Below are 14064 nucleotides of genomic sequence, written 5' to 3'. Positions count from 1 at the left end.
GCATGAAAGCAGGACCTCCGGTGCAGCACGAGGGTTGCGAAGCCAACTCGAGCGCCAGGAGGCCCTGTTGTCCCAGTCTTGCGTGACGGACCTGTTCCCGTCCAACTCCCGCGTGTCGGCGTGCGATTGCCTCGCTCACCGGTTCGGGAACGCGGCCGACCGCCCGGAGAGGGCGCCGGTGTATCCCTCCGACATGACGGATGAGGAATGGGCGGTGGTGCGCGACGCGATGCCGGTCCCGGCCTGGCTGGAGGGCCGGGGCGGACAGCCGGAGGGCTACTGCCACCGGCAGATGCTGGACGCGATCTTCTACGTCACCGACAATGGGATCAAGTGGCGCTCCCTGCCTGTCGATTACCCGGCATGGGACCGCGTGTACGCCTACTTTCGCAGGTGGCGACGGGCGGGCCTGGCCCGGGAGTTCCACGACCGGCTGCGCGGAAGGGTCCGTGAGGCCGAGGGCCGTCAGCCAGAGCCGACGGCAGCGATCATCGACTCGCAGTCGGTGAAGGGCGCCTCCTCGGTGCCCGCCGCCTCACGCGGCTACGACGGCGGCAAGAAGATCAACGGAAGGCGCCGGCACGTCATCACGGACAGCATCGGCCTCGTCTTGATGGTGCTGGTGACGGCCGGACACGTGACCGACCGGCAGGCCGCCCGCGTCATGCTGCCCCATCTGCGGGCGCGGTTCCGCACGATCACGCTGGTGTGGGCCGACGGCGGCTACACCGGCTGCCTGGTCGACTGGGCGAAGGAGAAACTCCAGCTCACGCTGGAGATCGTCAAACGCAGCGACGACATGAAGGGGTTCGTGGTGCTGCCGAGAAGGTGGGTGGTCGAGCGCACCCTGGGATGGCTGATGCGCTCGCGGCGCCTGGTGCGCGACTTCGAGACACTGCCCGCCTCCAGCGAGGCGTTCATCTACTTCTCGCAGGCCATGCTCATGAGCCGCCGTCTTGCCCGGACAGCCTCCCGGCCCCGGCAGGAGCGGTCACAGTGGACTGCCGCGGCGTGAACCGTCCAGACGGCGACACCGCCAGCCAGCCCCGCTCGGCCAGGCGCCTCGCCTTGGACCGCACCCCCTCGATCTTCGCCGGCACCAACTCCAGCCCCAGCCCGGACGCGATCTCCTTCGCCGGCACCCCCTCACCGCCTCCCGGACCGGACTCCACCACCTCCACGATCCGCCGGTAATCCGGCGCGAGCGCCTCCACCGTCGTCCCCTCCCCGAAGTGCGGCACGATCGACCCCGCAACCGGGACCTTCACCGCTGTGGTCTCCGGCACCGGTTCTGGCGCCTCCCGCACGGCCGCATCCGCCGCATCACCAGGGGCGGCCAGGGCCTCGGCCAGCTCCGCCCGAGCGATCGCCCGGCGTTCCAACACCGCCTCGGCCGCGGCGAGTTCGGACAAGATCCGGTCCGCCTCCACCTGAAGTTCCTCCACCCGCACCCGGGCAACGGCCTCCCGCTCCTCCAGCAACCCCATCACCGACGCCACCGGCCACCTCCGCATCATCCAGGACGAACTGATCGCCCGAACGCTCCCACGACGACACCGGAACCATGCCTGAGCAGCGGAAACTCAGTGATCACATCCGGAAAGACAACGGCTTCTGAGGGTGGCTTGTCAGAGGGTGCTTGCCTGAGGGTGGTTTGCCTGAGGGCGGCTGACGGGGGCCCCCGTAAGAACGCCGGGCGGCTTCGGGTGCCGAGCAGCCCGGCGCGGGGACACGAACCCGGTTCCGGGGCCCGGCTCTCCGGGCCCCGACTCCGAGCCCCGGAGAACTCAGGGGTTCGGGACATCAGGGCGTCGGGGAGTCGGGACGTCAGTTCTTCAGGGCGTCGTACGACACCCCGGTCAGCTCCTCGGAGGCGGTCCACAGCCGTGCCGCCACCCGGTCGTCGAGGGTCCAGGGCGCGCGCCAGGAGGGTCCGGGAGCGCCGCGCCACATCGCCAGCGACGGGCCGGTGAACGAGTCCGGACGCACACCCGGCGCGGTCGCCGCGTACAGGGCGGGCAGCGCACCGGCCTCGGCGGGCTGGGCGAGCACCCGGTTGCCGAGTGCCATCATCCGCTCGGCAGCCCGGCGCCCCTCCGCGCGCGGACCGGCCGTCTGGAGGTTGGTCGACGCGTAGCCCGGGTGCGCGGCCGCCGCCACGACGTCGGCGCCTGTCGCCGCGAGCCTGCGCGCGAGCTCGTGCGTGAAGAGGAGGTTGGCGGTCTTGGACCGCCCGTAGGCGATCCAACGGCGATACCGGCGTTCGGAGTTGAGGTCACGGAGATCGACGGCGCCGAGAAGGTGCGCCATGCTGGACACGGTCACGACCCGAGGTCCGGCGGTCCGACCGGGCGCGGCGAGCAGCGTGGGCAGCAGAAGCCCGGTGAGGGCGAAGTGCCCCAGATGGTTCACCCCGAACTGCGTCTCGAACCCGTCGGCGGTGACGCCGTACGGCATCGCCATCACACCGGCGTTGTTGACGAGCAGGTCGAGCCGCTCGTACGGCAACGACGCCGCGAACGCCCGCACCGAGGCGAGATCACCGAGGTCGAGCGAGCCCAACTCCACCTCGGCCTGCGGCACTTCTGCGCGCAACCGCTCGACGGCGTCCCTCCCCCGCGCCTCGCTCCGGCAGGCGAGCACGACGCGTGCACCCCGCCGCGCGAGTTCCCGCGCGGTGACGTACCCGAGCCCGCTGTTGGCCCCGGTGACCACAGCGGTGCGACCGCCCTGGTCAGGCATGTCACGCACACCCCAGGCAGCCATGGCCGTCCTCCCTCCGCACACCCTCTCGTTGGCAGGCACAGCGTACGGCGACCGTGGCCGGGGCCCGCGCGAGGCGCCTCAGCCGCCTGTCACCCGACAGCCGTACGCGTAGGTGATCAGCGTGTTCTCGAACCGCAGCTCCACGGGACGCTCGCAGAGGACGACGGAGTCGTCCAGGGGCCACCACCGGCGGGACTCCCTCGCCACCCTTCCGCGACCGCCCCGGTCACCGGCTCTTCGTCACCCATGCCCCCGAGCCTCCTCTTCGACCGCCCGGCTCACGCACGGGCGGGCACCCGATGCGGCTGCGCCGGCGAAGCCCGGTGTTCTCGCTGTCCGGCCTCCCTCCCCTGCTGCCAAGTAGCTTCTTGACCCTCACACCGTGTGAGGCGGTCAACTCGGAGACATCATGTTCACCATCGGAGACTTCGCCCGGCACGGCCGCGTTTCAGTCCGCATGCTGCGTCACTACGACGCGACCGGACTGCTGCGCCCGGCCCACGTCGACCCCGCCAGCGGCTATCGCCACTACACCGCCTCCCAGCTCGCCCGCCTCAACAGGGTCATCGCCCTCAAGGACCTCGGATTCACCCTCCAGCAGGTCCGGGACATCGTGGACGAGAAGGTCGGCCTCGAGGAACTGCGCGGCATGCTGCGGCTGCGGCGGGCCGAGCTGGAGACCGCGATGGCCGCCGCGGGAGCGCGGCTGGTCCAGGTCGAGGCGAGACTCCGAGCCATCGAAAGTGAGGGCCACATGCCCACGAACGACGTTGTCCTCAAGAGCGTCCCTCCCCTCAGGGTGGCGGAGCTGTCCGCGACCGCCGCGAGTTACGGGCCCGAGGACATCGGTCCCGTCATCGGCCCGCTCTACGACGAACTGTTCCGGTGCCTGGGCTCGGCGGACATCACCCCCACGGGGCCCGGCGTCGCGTACTACGAGGACGCCCCGGAGGGCGGTGGCAGGATCAGCGTCCACGCCGCCGTCCAGGTCTCCGCCCCTCTCCAGGACAGCGTCTTCCGCGTCCTCGACCTGCCACCCCTCGACCGGGCGGCGACCATCGTGCACCGCGGCCCGATGGACACCGTGCTCCCCACCGCCCAGGCCCTGGCCCGCTGGGTCGACGCCAACGGCTACCGGTCGATCGGGTACCCCCGTGAGATCAACCTGGAATGCCCCGAGAACCGCGACGACTGGGTGACGGAGTTGCAGGCGCCGGTGACCCGGATCTGACCACTCGCACCCCGGACGCTCTCCTCTTCGACGGTCAGCTCGTGGCCGGGACCACGGTGCCGAAGGAGGCGGCGGCGATCTGCTGGACATAGCGGATCTCGGAGCCGTTCACGTTGGTGGGGTTGACCGAGTAGACGATCTTCCGGGAGAGGTCGCGGGTGGAGAACACGCCACTGGTGTAGCCGGGACGGGAGCCGGTCTTGCCCCAGACCACGGCACCGTTGGATGCCTTCACCCGCATCAGGCCCATGGTCATACAGGCCCGGCCGGCATCGGTCTCGGTACGGCACTGGCTGCTGCGGAAACTGGGGACGTCCGGGACCGCGAAGAGCTCGGCCTGCTGGGCCGGCGGAAGGAAGCGGCCACGGAAGAGCGCGGATATGAAACGGTCGAGGTCAGCGGCGGTGGAGATCATGCCGCCCTCGGCCCAGGGCCAGGGACTCTGCTCCGTGACATCCACCGGATGCGAAGTGCCGTCCGAGGACTTGACCGTCAGATATCCATGGGAGTGCGGGCTCGGCAGCCGCGGGTCGTGGGCGTTGGGGACATACGTGTCGTGCAGGGCGAGAGGCCGGGTGATGCGGGCCCGCACCTCGTCGGCGAAGCGGTGCCCGGTGATCTTCTCGACCAGCAGGCCGGCGACGTAGTAGTTCATCCCGTTGTACTGCTGCGCGGTACCCGGCGCGAACTGCACGGGCTGGCCCGCCATCAGGTCGATCACCTGCTGCGGTGTGAAGCTCTTGAGGCGATTGGCGGCGAACCACTCGGGACTGCCGTCTCCGAAGTCGGGGTTACCGGCGCCGCGCGGAAGCCCGCTGGTGTGGTTGAGCAGCTGGCCGACGGTCACGGGCGGCAGCCCGGCCGGCAGAACGCCCGGCAGGTACCGCTGTACGGGCTCGTCCAGATCGAGCCGGTGCTCGGCGGCGAGCTGGAGAACGATCGTGGCGGTGAACACCTTGGAGATGCTGCCGATCCGGATGTGCGCATCAGACGGCACGCCCTGACCGGCCTTCAGGTCGCCCACACCCGAGGTGCCCGACCAGTGGCCCGCGCGACCGGTGATCCGTAACAGCGCGCCGGTGACGTCCGCGTTGGGCAATCCGCCGATGGCCGCCTGGAGCGCGACGGGATCCAGCCCGGGCAACGGCGCGGTGACGGCAGCGCGCGTCGGGCCGGAAGCGGCGGAGGAGGCAGGCGCTGCCAACGCCGTGGCCAGCAGGCTTCCGCAGGCGGCCAGGGTGATCCAACAGGTTCGACGCGCAGAGCTGTTCACTGTGGGGCCCTCCATGAGGGTGACGATGGTGGTCGGACCGGCAAGCGACCGGCCCACCACCAGTCTCATCCGCACCGACACCCCGTCCCATCAGGGAGGCCCCTGAGCCAACCCCGATCCAACCCTGGTACCACCCCTGCGCTGCCCGCTGCCCGCTGCCCGCTGCCCGCTGCCCGAACGAAGCAGCACACTCCTGCATGCCGGCCCGGCGGCACAACGAGAAGAGGGGCGGCGACACCGGCCGCCGCCCGTCATCACCCCCACCGCTAATCCCGCCGAATCAACTCCGGATCAATCCGCCGCCCCACCAACGGCAAGGACCCTAGAGCGGCGATGACGACGACCCCGAGCGCCGACCCAACCAACAACGGCAACCCGTCCCCGTCCCAGAAGATGGCTCCGCCACCGGTCACCAGATAGCTCGACTCAGCCATCTTCCCAGTCACCACGGCTAGCACGAGCCCGACGGCCAAAGGCACAACAACTTGGGCAACTTGAACGGCCTGCAGCGTACGAGGCCTGACCCCCAGCAACGTCAATGCGGTGACCTGCGGGCGACGCTCCACAGCCCTGTCGGTGGCGGCGACGAGATAGGCAGCCACACCGATGATCAGCCCGAGGATCATGCCCACCCCGAGGAGGGTCTTGATGACGGTGATCTGCTGGAGGGCGGCGGGGTCGACCCCGTCCAACTCAACCTCGATCGTGGGATCGACTCCTGCGATGCCCTCAAGTACAGAGCGCACGGTGTCGGGGTCGGAGCTACTGATGAGGGCAAGCGTGGCCCTGGTCTGCGGACGGAAGCCCTTGGGAAGGGCGGAGGGCGGGATCAAGACTGAGCCACTGCCAGCCAACTGCGTCGCGGTGTCGTCGTGGTAACGAATAGTCCGGGACGGCACTTGAACCGTCACGAAGCGGCTCTTACCCTCCGCGTTCTGTAACTGGAAGGGGAAGCGCCTCCCGGCCTTGCTGAACTCATTATTGGAGTAGTCCGGAATCATGAGTCGCGCGGAACGTCCTTCTACGCAGTTCCCGACTACTGACGCCATTCTGCGCAACTGGTCGCAGGTGGCGATCACCGCACTGATACTCTCCGGAAACTTCTCACTGTCAAGGTCGACCCACGAGTCCGCGAGGACGGCGTGCCCCCGCACTCCTGACACCCGTTGCATGGTCTGCTCCGTACGAGGACTCATGCCGCCGAGTGGCATTGTGTAGAGCTGAACCCGTGCGGTGTTCTTTGACACTTGGTCCAGTTCGATGAGCACCCCCTGGGTAAGGGAGGCTGCATACACCAGAAGCACCAGACCCGTCGCCACACGCAAAGCTCCGCCCGGTTCCATCTCGTTGCGACGCATGGCCAGACCGAGGGACAGTGAACTCGTCACTCGGGCCACCCTGCAGGCAAGAGCACGCGAGAGAATCGGAAGCGTCAACACGAGACCCGCACCGACCAACACGACGGCGAGGGGCATCAGGATCGCGGAAAGCGAGGTCTCGCTAGGGGCATGCCCTGTCGCTCCAGCCACGCAATATCCGATGACGATGCCCATGCCCGGAACGAGCGGGAGCAACCCCCACAAGCGGGGTGGCTTCTCCACCGCGCTGCGCCGCACGGACAGTGGATTGGCGGCAGCCTTCTTCGCGCCGGCTCTGCCCACGAACCAGGCAAGCGCCGGACACCCCACCAGGCAGACCAGGAACGTACTCCCAGACAGCGCACCATCACTCGGGTACCACTTGAATCCAGGCAGCCCCACTCGTGACACCAACTGATTGACGACCCAGTACGCCCCCAGACCGAGAACGGCGCCCAGCAAGGTGGCGGCGACGGTCTCCGCAGCGTTGACACGCTGCGTGCCCTTTCGGCTCAGACCGAGCAGACGCAATGCGGCCAGCCGCCTCATTCGAGAGGCGGCCGACAGCCGAGCGCAGACGGAAAGGAACACCGCCAGCGGAAGCAGGACGACGCCAGCGAGAGTGAAGCGGAGGATGTCGAGTGTTGAGGCTTCGACAGTCGGAAATCTAGTTTCCACCTGCCCGAACTTCGACAAATGCCCACCCGCCTTGAGCATTTCTCGACTGGAGCCCACATACGCATAGAGTTCATCGGGATTAGACAGCCCCTCGTGAGAGATCACACCTGCCTCGCGGCCCGGCAAGAGATGAGCCAAGCCCGCATCACCCCGAAGGAGATCATGCAATCGCGGGGACACAATCACTTGACCAGGTTCGGGAAGTTTAGATAGGCCTGGCGGCGGAGCGATCGACGCACCTCCTGCTGCCACGAAAATCCGAGTTAGGGGCTCCGTTCCGTAAGGGTCCACTCTAGTAAGCGCTAGCCCCCTTCCGGATTCAGAAATACATCCCCCCAGGCCGTTGGAACAATCCGGCTCACGAGCTGCCTTACGAGCGTCCTGCGCGGACAAAATACCTGGAATTGCGAGCATGGCGGCAAGGCAACACACCCCGATAGCGCTGCCTGCCGCCATGAGGAGGAAGCGGGCGCGATTTCCTCGACCACTGCCCATCAGGAGCCTCAGACCCAGGAGAAGTTCCTTCACGATGCTTCACATACCTCTTCTTTGAGCTCGCCATCGCACATGGTGTAGCGAATATCAGCCCGGGCTGCCACCTGAGAATCATGAGTCACAAGCACAACCGCCGTCCCCTGCGAGCGCGCCAGGCTCAGGAATTCTTCCAAAACAGCAGCGGCGTTGCCGCTATCGAGCGAACCAGTGGGCTCATCGGCAAACACAACGGCAGGTTTGTGCACCAAGGCCCGAGCGACGGCCACACGCTGACATTGCCCGCCTGAAACCTGCGATGGGCGACGTTCCCGAAGTTTCGCGAGACCGAGACGATCAAGTACCTCACCAGCTACGGCAAGCGCTTGAGCTTTTCGCTGTCCGGCAAGGCGCAGCGGCAGCGCCGCATTCTCCTCGACCGTCAACTCAGGCAATAGCTCTCCGTATTGAAAGACAAACCCGAACTGCTCACGACGGAGGGCACTGAGCCCCTCATCGTCGAGATCACCGAGAGCACGACCTGCAAAGCGAACCTCTCCACGGCTGACCGGGAGTACGCCAGCGAGGCAGTAGAGCAAGGACGACTTTCCAGAACCGCTCTGCCCAGTGATCGCCACAACTTCTCCTCGACCAAGAGAGATCTCAGCGTTCCGAACAGCTAGCGTTTCACCGTAGAGGAGATCAACACCTCTAGCGGACAGGACTTCTGACGTATTGATTTCGTTCCCCAATCAGGAGCCCGGGGCCAGGTTGATTTACCTGGACCCGGGATTTCCGAAGCCCTCAGCCATGATCCCAGTCGTAGGTGAGCATCTTTGATCGCATACAGTTGTCCGGCCGAAGGGTGCCGCGGTCACGACAGGCTCGAAGCCTGGCCTCCCCTGTATACCGCTGAGCACCATTCCAATTGAATTTATGCAGCTCCACTGCACTCCGCTGCTTACCGTAATAGCGTACCCAGCCGTGCCCCTGAACCTTTACCTCGACGTAGACGTTGTGTCGGTCGCTGGAGATCACATCCAGGAGTCGCCCAGACCATTCAAACGCCCCGTGATTTACGCCCGGCCGATTGAATACGTACTATCCCCCCGTGAACGCCACCCCTGCCGTTTCAAGCGTCGAAATCTCCCCCCTCGCCGGCGAGGCGAACGCTGCCACCGCCGCGCTGAGCACCAGGCCCACTGAAGCCACGCCGAGCACTGCCCTCTTCACGCATACCTCCATCACCACCAGCGACACTGTCGTCGCCTTGAGTAACGGACTGTAGCGGTGCGTATGTTGACAGAAACGATCTATCACCGCGTAACCACCACATCAGGTGATCGACTTCCAGCCAGACCGTCGGAAACAAGAAGGGGCACTCTCGGCTCGCGTGTGACGGCGTTCGCACGCGCCATGCCACCGCGAACGCAAGAAGACGGCACCCCCGCACAGGGTGCCGTCCTTCTTGTGGGCCGGGGCCACCGTCGATCGGTGAGGGTCGGGGACCGGCGGCGGTCCCGGGGTTCGTTGCCCGGAGGGGTCAGCGGTGGTCGCTGCCCGTGGACTGGGTCGCCGCCCGGCCCGCTTCCAGGCGGGCGACCGGGATGCGGAACGGGGAGCAGGAGACGTAGTCCAGCCCGACCTCGTGGAAGAAGTGCACGGACTCCGGGTCGCCGCCGTGTTCGCCGCAGACGCCGAGTTTCAGGTCGGGGCGGGTGGCGCGACCGGCCTCGGCCGCGGCCTTGACCAGGGAGCCGACGCCGTCCCTGTCGATGGTCTCGAAGGGGCTGACGCCGAAGATGCCCTTCTCCAGGTAGGCCGTGAAGAAGGAGGCCTCCACGTCGTCGCGGCTGAAGCCCCACACCGTCTGCGTGAGGTCGTTCGTGCCGAAGGAGAAGAACTCGGCCGCCTCGGCGATCTGGCCGGCGGTGAGGGCCGCCCGCGGGAGTTCGATCATCGTGCCGATCGCCAACTTCAGCTCGACGCCGGTGGCCGCCTCGACCTCGGCGATGACCTGGTCGGCCTCCTCGCGGACGATCTCCAGCTCCTGGACCGTGCCGACCAGCGGAATCATGATCTCGGCACGCGGGTCGCCCTTGGCGTTGCGGCGCTCCGCGGCCGCCTCGGCGATGGCGCGGACCTGCATCGTGAACAGGCCGGGGATGACCAGGCCCAGGCGCACGCCGCGCAGACCCAGCATCGGGTTCTGCTCGTGCAGCCGGTGCACCGCCTGGAGCAGCCGCAGGTCGTTCTCGTGGGACTCCTGGCGGGACTCGGCCAGCGCCACGCGTACGGACAGCTCGGTGATGTCGGGCAGGAACTCGTGCAGCGGCGGGTCCAGGAGACGGACCGTCACCGGGAGGCCGTCCATGGCCTCGAAGAGCTCGACGAAGTCCTTCTTCTGGAGCGGGAGCAGCTGCTTCAGCGACTCCTCGCGCTCCTCCTGCGTGTCCGCCAGGATCAGGCGCTCCACCTGCTCGCGGCGGTCGCCGAGGAACATGTGCTCGGTGCGGCACAGGCCGATGCCCTGGGCGCCGAAGCGGCGGGCGCGCAGCGCGTCCTCGGCGTTGTCCGCGTTGGCGCGCACCCGCAGCCGGCGCTTGCGGTCGGCGAAGGCCATGATGCGGTGGACGGCTTCGACCAGTTCGTCGGCGTCGTCGGCGCCCGCGTGCATCCGCCCCTCGAAGTACTCGACGACCGGGGACGGGACGACGGGTACCTCGCCCAGGTAGACCTTGCCGGAGGAGCCGTCGATGGAGATGACGTCGCCCTCCTCCACCACGTGGCCGCCCGGCACGGTCATCCGGCGGCGCTTGGTGTCGACCTCGAGCTCCTCCGCGCCGCAGACGCAGGTCTTGCCCATGCCGCGGGCCACGACCGCCGCGTGCGAGGTCTTGCCGCCGCGGCTGGTCAGGATGCCCTCGGCGGCGATCATGCCGTCCAGGTCGTCGGGGTTCGTCTCACGGCGGACGAGGATGACCTTCTCGCCGGAGCGCGACCACTTCACGGCCGTGTAGGAGTCGAAGACCGCCTTGCCGACGGCCGCACCCGGGGAGGCCGCGATGCCCCGGCCGACCTTCTCGACCTTCGCGTCCTCGTCGAAGCGCGGGAACATCAGCTGGGCGAGCTGCGCGCCGTTGACGCGCTGCAGCGCCTCCGTCTCGTCGATCAGGCCCTGGTCGACGAGCTGGGTGGCGATGCGGAACGCCGCGCCGGCGGTGCGCTTGCCCACGCGTGTCTGGAGCATCCACAGATGGCCGCGCTCGATGGTGAACTCGATGTCGCAGAGGTCCTTGTAGTGGTTCTCCAGCGTCTCCATGATGCCGAGCAGCTGGTCGTAGGACTTCTTGTCGATCTGTTCCAGTTCGGCGAGCGGCACGGTGTTGCGGATGCCCGCGACGACGTCCTCGCCCTGGGCGTTCTGGAGGTAGTCGCCGTAGACGCCCTGGTGGCCGGAGGCGGGGTCGCGGGTGAAGGCGACGCCGGTGCCCGAGTCGGGGCCGAGGTTGCCGAAGACCATCGAGCAGACGTTGACGGCGGTGCCGAGGTCGCCGGGGATGCGCTCCTGGCGGCGGTAGAGCTTGGCGCGGTCGCCGTTCCAGGACTCGAAGACGGCCTTGATGGCGAGGTCCATCTGCTCACGCGGGTCCTGCGGGAAGTCCCGGCCGGCCTCGGTCTTGACGATCTTCTTGAAGCGGGTGACCAGCTTCTTGAGGTCGGCCGCCTCCAGCTCGGTGTCGACGGCGACCTTCTTCGCCTTCTTCGCCGCCTCCAGGGCGTCCTCGAAGAGCTCGCCGTCCACGCCGAGGACCGTCTTGCCGAACATCTGGATCAGCCGTCGGTAGGAGTCCCAGGCGAAGCGGGCGTCGCCGGCCTGCTCGGCCAGCCCCTGGACCGACCTGTCGGAGAGCCCGATGTTCAGGACGGTGTCCATCATTCCCGGCATGGAGAACTTCGCGCCGGAGCGTACGGACACCAGCAGCGGATCGTCGGCCTGGCCGAGCTTCTTGCCCATCCGGTCCTCGAGGGCGACGAGGTGAGCACTCACCTCGTCACGCAGTGCCGCCGGCTCTTCGCCGCTGTCGAGGTAGACCTTGCAGGCCTCGGTGGTGATGGTGAAGCCGGGAGGGACGGGGAGGCCCAGGTTGGTCATCTCGGCGAGGTTCGCGCCCTTGCCGCCGAGGAGGTCCTTGAGGTCCTTGTTGCCCTCGGTGAAGTCGTAGACGAACTTCACGCCCTCAACGCTCGCGGCCTGCTCGGCACCATGAAGATCTTTGTTTTCCGACACGGGTCTCGACTCCTCGAGGACGCGGTGGCTGCCCTGACGGGCAGGAACATACCCAGATCAAAGGCTTCTGGGTACGTCCACTTGCACGTCATACGCGCGTAACCAGCCGTCCGCCAGCGGATCGAAAGTCAAGGCTTGGCAAGCGCAGGGCAGTCGATGTTTTCACCTCTTGAACGCAAGCATCTCCCATCCGTCGCCTATTGCGCTCACATGAGCGTCGAGTGGCGCGATTGTTTTCGATCGATGAACGATCACCTGGTGGCACTCAGTGCCACTCCTTGGAGAAGTGCAGTCGCCCTCGATTTGCTCATCTGAGCACCACTCCCCTCAGGGGTGGCGAGAATCACGCTTCTTCAGGCCTCCTCATGTCACCATGCGGACACCCCGGCGGACGCCCCGTCAACGCGGCCGGGCGACGGAAACCCGCCCGTCACACGAGCACGCGACAGCACGCGACCCACGAGTACGTGACCCACGAGCACCCGACGCGGGAGATCCGTCGTACGAGCCGTCGAGCGAGGTCCGTCGCACCAGCACCCGATGCATGAGCACCCAACACGCGAGCACCCCGTCACACGAGCGTCCCTCACACCCCCAGGGCCAGCAACCGCGCCTCGGCCCGCTCGGGCGTGTACAGGTGCTCCACCACCAGCGCTCCCGCCCCCACCAGGCCCGCCCGCTCCCCCAACCGCGAGGTCACCACGTCCAGCCGGGCCGTGGAGCGGGGCAGCGCGCGCTGGTAGAGCAGCTCGCGCACGCCGGTGAGGAACGCGGTTCCGGCCAGATCCCCGGCGATCATCAGCACACCGGGGTTCAGCAGCGTCACGACCGTGGCGAGCACGTCCCCGACGCGGCGGCCCGCCTCGCGGGCCAGCGCGGCCGCCTCGGGGTGCCCGGCGGCGAGCAGGTCGCGCACATCCGAGCCGGACGCCGCCGGCACCCCCGCCTCCGCCAGCCGGCGGGCCACGGCGCCTCCGCTGGCGACGGCCGCGAGGCAGCCGTGCGAACCGCAGCGGCACAGCGCGTCCGCGCCCACCCGGATGTGCCCGATGTCGCCGGCCCCGCCGTCCACGCCCCGGAAGATCGCACCGTCGACCACCACTCCGGCGCCGATGCCGGTCGACACCTTGACCAGCACGAACGCCGAGCAGTCGGGGTGTCCGGTGCGCTGTTCGCCATATGCCATGAGGTTCGCGTCGTTGTCGACGAGGACCGGGACCGCGGCAGGTGCGCCGCTCCGCTCCGTGAAGGCACGGGACAGGCGGCCCCGTATGTCGTAGCCGTCCCAGCCCGGCATGATCGGCGGCTGGACCACCCGCCCGGTCCCGGAGTCCACGGGTCCGGGGACGCCGAGTCCGATGCCGCAGACCTCTTCCGGCAGGTGGCCGGCCTGCTCGAGCAGGCCGGCGAACCAGCCGCCGAGCGCGCCGAGCACCGCGTCCGGGCCGTCCTCGACGACCAGCGTGCCGCCGCGCTCCGCAAGGATCTCCCCGGTCAGCGTCAGGACGGCGGCACGCGCGTGTCTGGTGTCCAGGTCCGCCGCGAGGACGACCGCGTGGGCGTCGTCGAACTCGAGGGTGATGGAGGGGCGGCCACCCAGCGGGGAGTCCACCGGGCCGCCGGCACCCTCGCGCAGCCAGCCCGCGCGGAACAGTCGGTCCAGGCGCTGGCCCACGGTGGCGCGGGAGAGTCCGGTGGCCTGCTGGAGGGCGCCGCGGGTGGTCGCGCGGCCCGTGCGGACCAGTTCGAGCAGATCTCCGGCGCTGCCCTGGCCTCGCCCCGTCATGCGCACCCCCTTGTGTTCATCAAGCCTGCATTACATATTGGGTTCTGCGTGTTAAATAGACGTAACTCTACGGTAGCCATCGCCGAGCCCTGCCGCGCGCGGTGGTCTCGTCGTCTTCGGGGAGCCCCGTGTGGATCGCACCGCCCAGCTCGTCGTCAACGCGGCCGAGCCCGCCGTCGCACGTCTCTCAGGCGACGCAGCTGTCACGGA

General features: G+C 68.0%; 11 protein-coding genes. 3 read left to right on the top strand and 8 right to left on the bottom strand.

Translation table 11 applies throughout. The features are described 5' to 3' along the window. The first annotated feature begins 193 nt into the window (after positions 1 to 193). Positions 194 to 1015: an IS5 family transposase gene (locus tag C6376_RS16160; RefSeq protein ID WP_254075816.1), complete on the top strand. Its 822-nt coding sequence runs from the start codon at positions 194 to 196 to the stop codon at positions 1013 to 1015. Here the strand turns inward: C6376_RS16160 and C6376_RS16155 are convergent. The 3 genes from C6376_RS16155 to C6376_RS46140 form a co-directional block, all read right to left on the bottom strand. After that, positions 942 to 1499 (bottom strand): hypothetical protein, encoded by a 558-nt coding sequence (locus C6376_RS16155; protein ID WP_216825569.1) that lies wholly within the window; start codon positions 1497 to 1499, stop codon positions 942 to 944. The genes C6376_RS16160 and C6376_RS16155 overlap by 74 nt on opposite strands. A gap of 328 nt (positions 1500 to 1827) precedes the next feature. Beyond that, positions 1828 to 2766 carry an oxidoreductase gene (locus tag C6376_RS16150; protein WP_107444060.1) on the bottom strand — a complete coding sequence of 313 codons (939 nt, stop codon included), beginning with the start codon at positions 2764 to 2766 and terminating at the stop codon, positions 1828 to 1830. A gap of 78 nt (positions 2767 to 2844) precedes the next feature. Continuing rightward, positions 2845 to 2973 (bottom strand): hypothetical protein, encoded by a 129-nt coding sequence (locus tag C6376_RS46140; RefSeq protein ID WP_301554697.1) that lies wholly within the window; start codon positions 2971 to 2973, stop codon positions 2845 to 2847. A 202-nt stretch (positions 2974 to 3175) separates the two neighbouring features. Between C6376_RS46140 and C6376_RS16145 the strand changes: the two genes are divergently transcribed. Then, the gene (locus C6376_RS16145; RefSeq protein ID WP_107444059.1) at positions 3176 to 3997 is read left to right on the top strand and encodes a MerR family transcriptional regulator; all 822 of its coding nucleotides are present in this window, start codon (positions 3176 to 3178) and stop codon (positions 3995 to 3997) included. A gap of 34 nt (positions 3998 to 4031) precedes the next feature. On the opposite strand, the gene C6376_RS16140 is transcribed toward C6376_RS16145, so the two are convergent. From C6376_RS16140 to C6376_RS16130, 3 genes are all read right to left on the bottom strand, one after another. Next, entirely contained in the window at positions 4032 to 5339 is a 1308-nt protein-coding gene (locus C6376_RS16140; protein WP_254075956.1) for a serine hydrolase, read from the bottom strand. 197 nt (positions 5340 to 5536) lie between these two features. After that, entirely contained in the window at positions 5537 to 7834 is a 2298-nt protein-coding gene (locus tag C6376_RS16135) for an FtsX-like permease family protein (RefSeq protein ID WP_107444058.1), read from the bottom strand. Next, positions 7831 to 8517, bottom strand: coding sequence for an ABC transporter ATP-binding protein (locus C6376_RS16130; RefSeq protein WP_107448994.1), 687 nt, complete (start codon positions 8515 to 8517; stop codon positions 7831 to 7833). Before C6376_RS16130 ends, C6376_RS16135 begins: the two co-directional genes overlap by 4 nt. A 371-nt stretch (positions 8518 to 8888) precedes the next feature. On the opposite strand from C6376_RS16130, the gene C6376_RS43835 reads away from it, so the two are divergent. Continuing rightward, a complete protein-coding gene (locus C6376_RS43835; RefSeq protein ID WP_159083209.1) occupies positions 8889 to 9065 on the top strand; it encodes a hypothetical protein in 177 nt (58 codons plus the stop codon). A gap of 255 nt (positions 9066 to 9320) precedes the next feature. Here C6376_RS43835 and ppdK read toward each other — a convergent pair whose 3' ends face one another. Together ppdK and C6376_RS16115 are read right to left on the bottom strand one after the other, a co-directional pair. Continuing rightward, a complete protein-coding gene (gene ppdK, locus C6376_RS16120) occupies positions 9321 to 12014 on the bottom strand; it encodes a pyruvate, phosphate dikinase (RefSeq protein WP_107444056.1) in 2694 nt (897 codons plus the stop codon). Between the two features lie 640 nt (positions 12015 to 12654). Beyond that, positions 12655 to 13854, bottom strand: a complete 1200-nt coding sequence (locus tag C6376_RS16115) for an ROK family transcriptional regulator (protein ID WP_107444055.1) — start codon at positions 13852 to 13854, stop codon at positions 12655 to 12657. Positions 13855 to 14064: the final 210 nt, after the last annotated feature.

Source organism: Streptomyces sp. P3 (assembly GCF_003032475.1).
In the GTDB taxonomy this organism is placed as follows: Bacteria; Actinomycetota; Actinomycetes; order Streptomycetales; family Streptomycetaceae; genus Streptomyces.
This window is presented reverse-complemented; position numbering and strand designations above follow the sequence as displayed.

Excerpts from the sequence above, each read along its gene's own strand:
- C6376_RS16115 (WP_107444055.1), bottom strand. The coding sequence starts at position 13,854 with ATGACGGGGCGAGGCCAGGGCAGCGCCGGAGATCTGCTCGAACTGGTC.
- C6376_RS16150 (WP_107444060.1), bottom strand. The coding sequence starts at position 2,766 with ATGGCTGCCTGGGGTGTGCGTGACATGCCTGACCAGGGCGGTCGCACC.
- C6376_RS16145 (WP_107444059.1), top strand. The coding sequence starts at position 3,176 with ATGTTCACCATCGGAGACTTCGCCCGGCACGGCCGCGTTTCAGTCCGC.
- C6376_RS16160 (WP_254075816.1), top strand. The coding sequence starts at position 194 with ATGACGGATGAGGAATGGGCGGTGGTGCGCGACGCGATGCCGGTCCCG.
- C6376_RS16140 (WP_254075956.1), bottom strand. The coding sequence starts at position 5,339 with ATGAGACTGGTGGTGGGCCGGTCGCTTGCCGGTCCGACCACCATCGTC.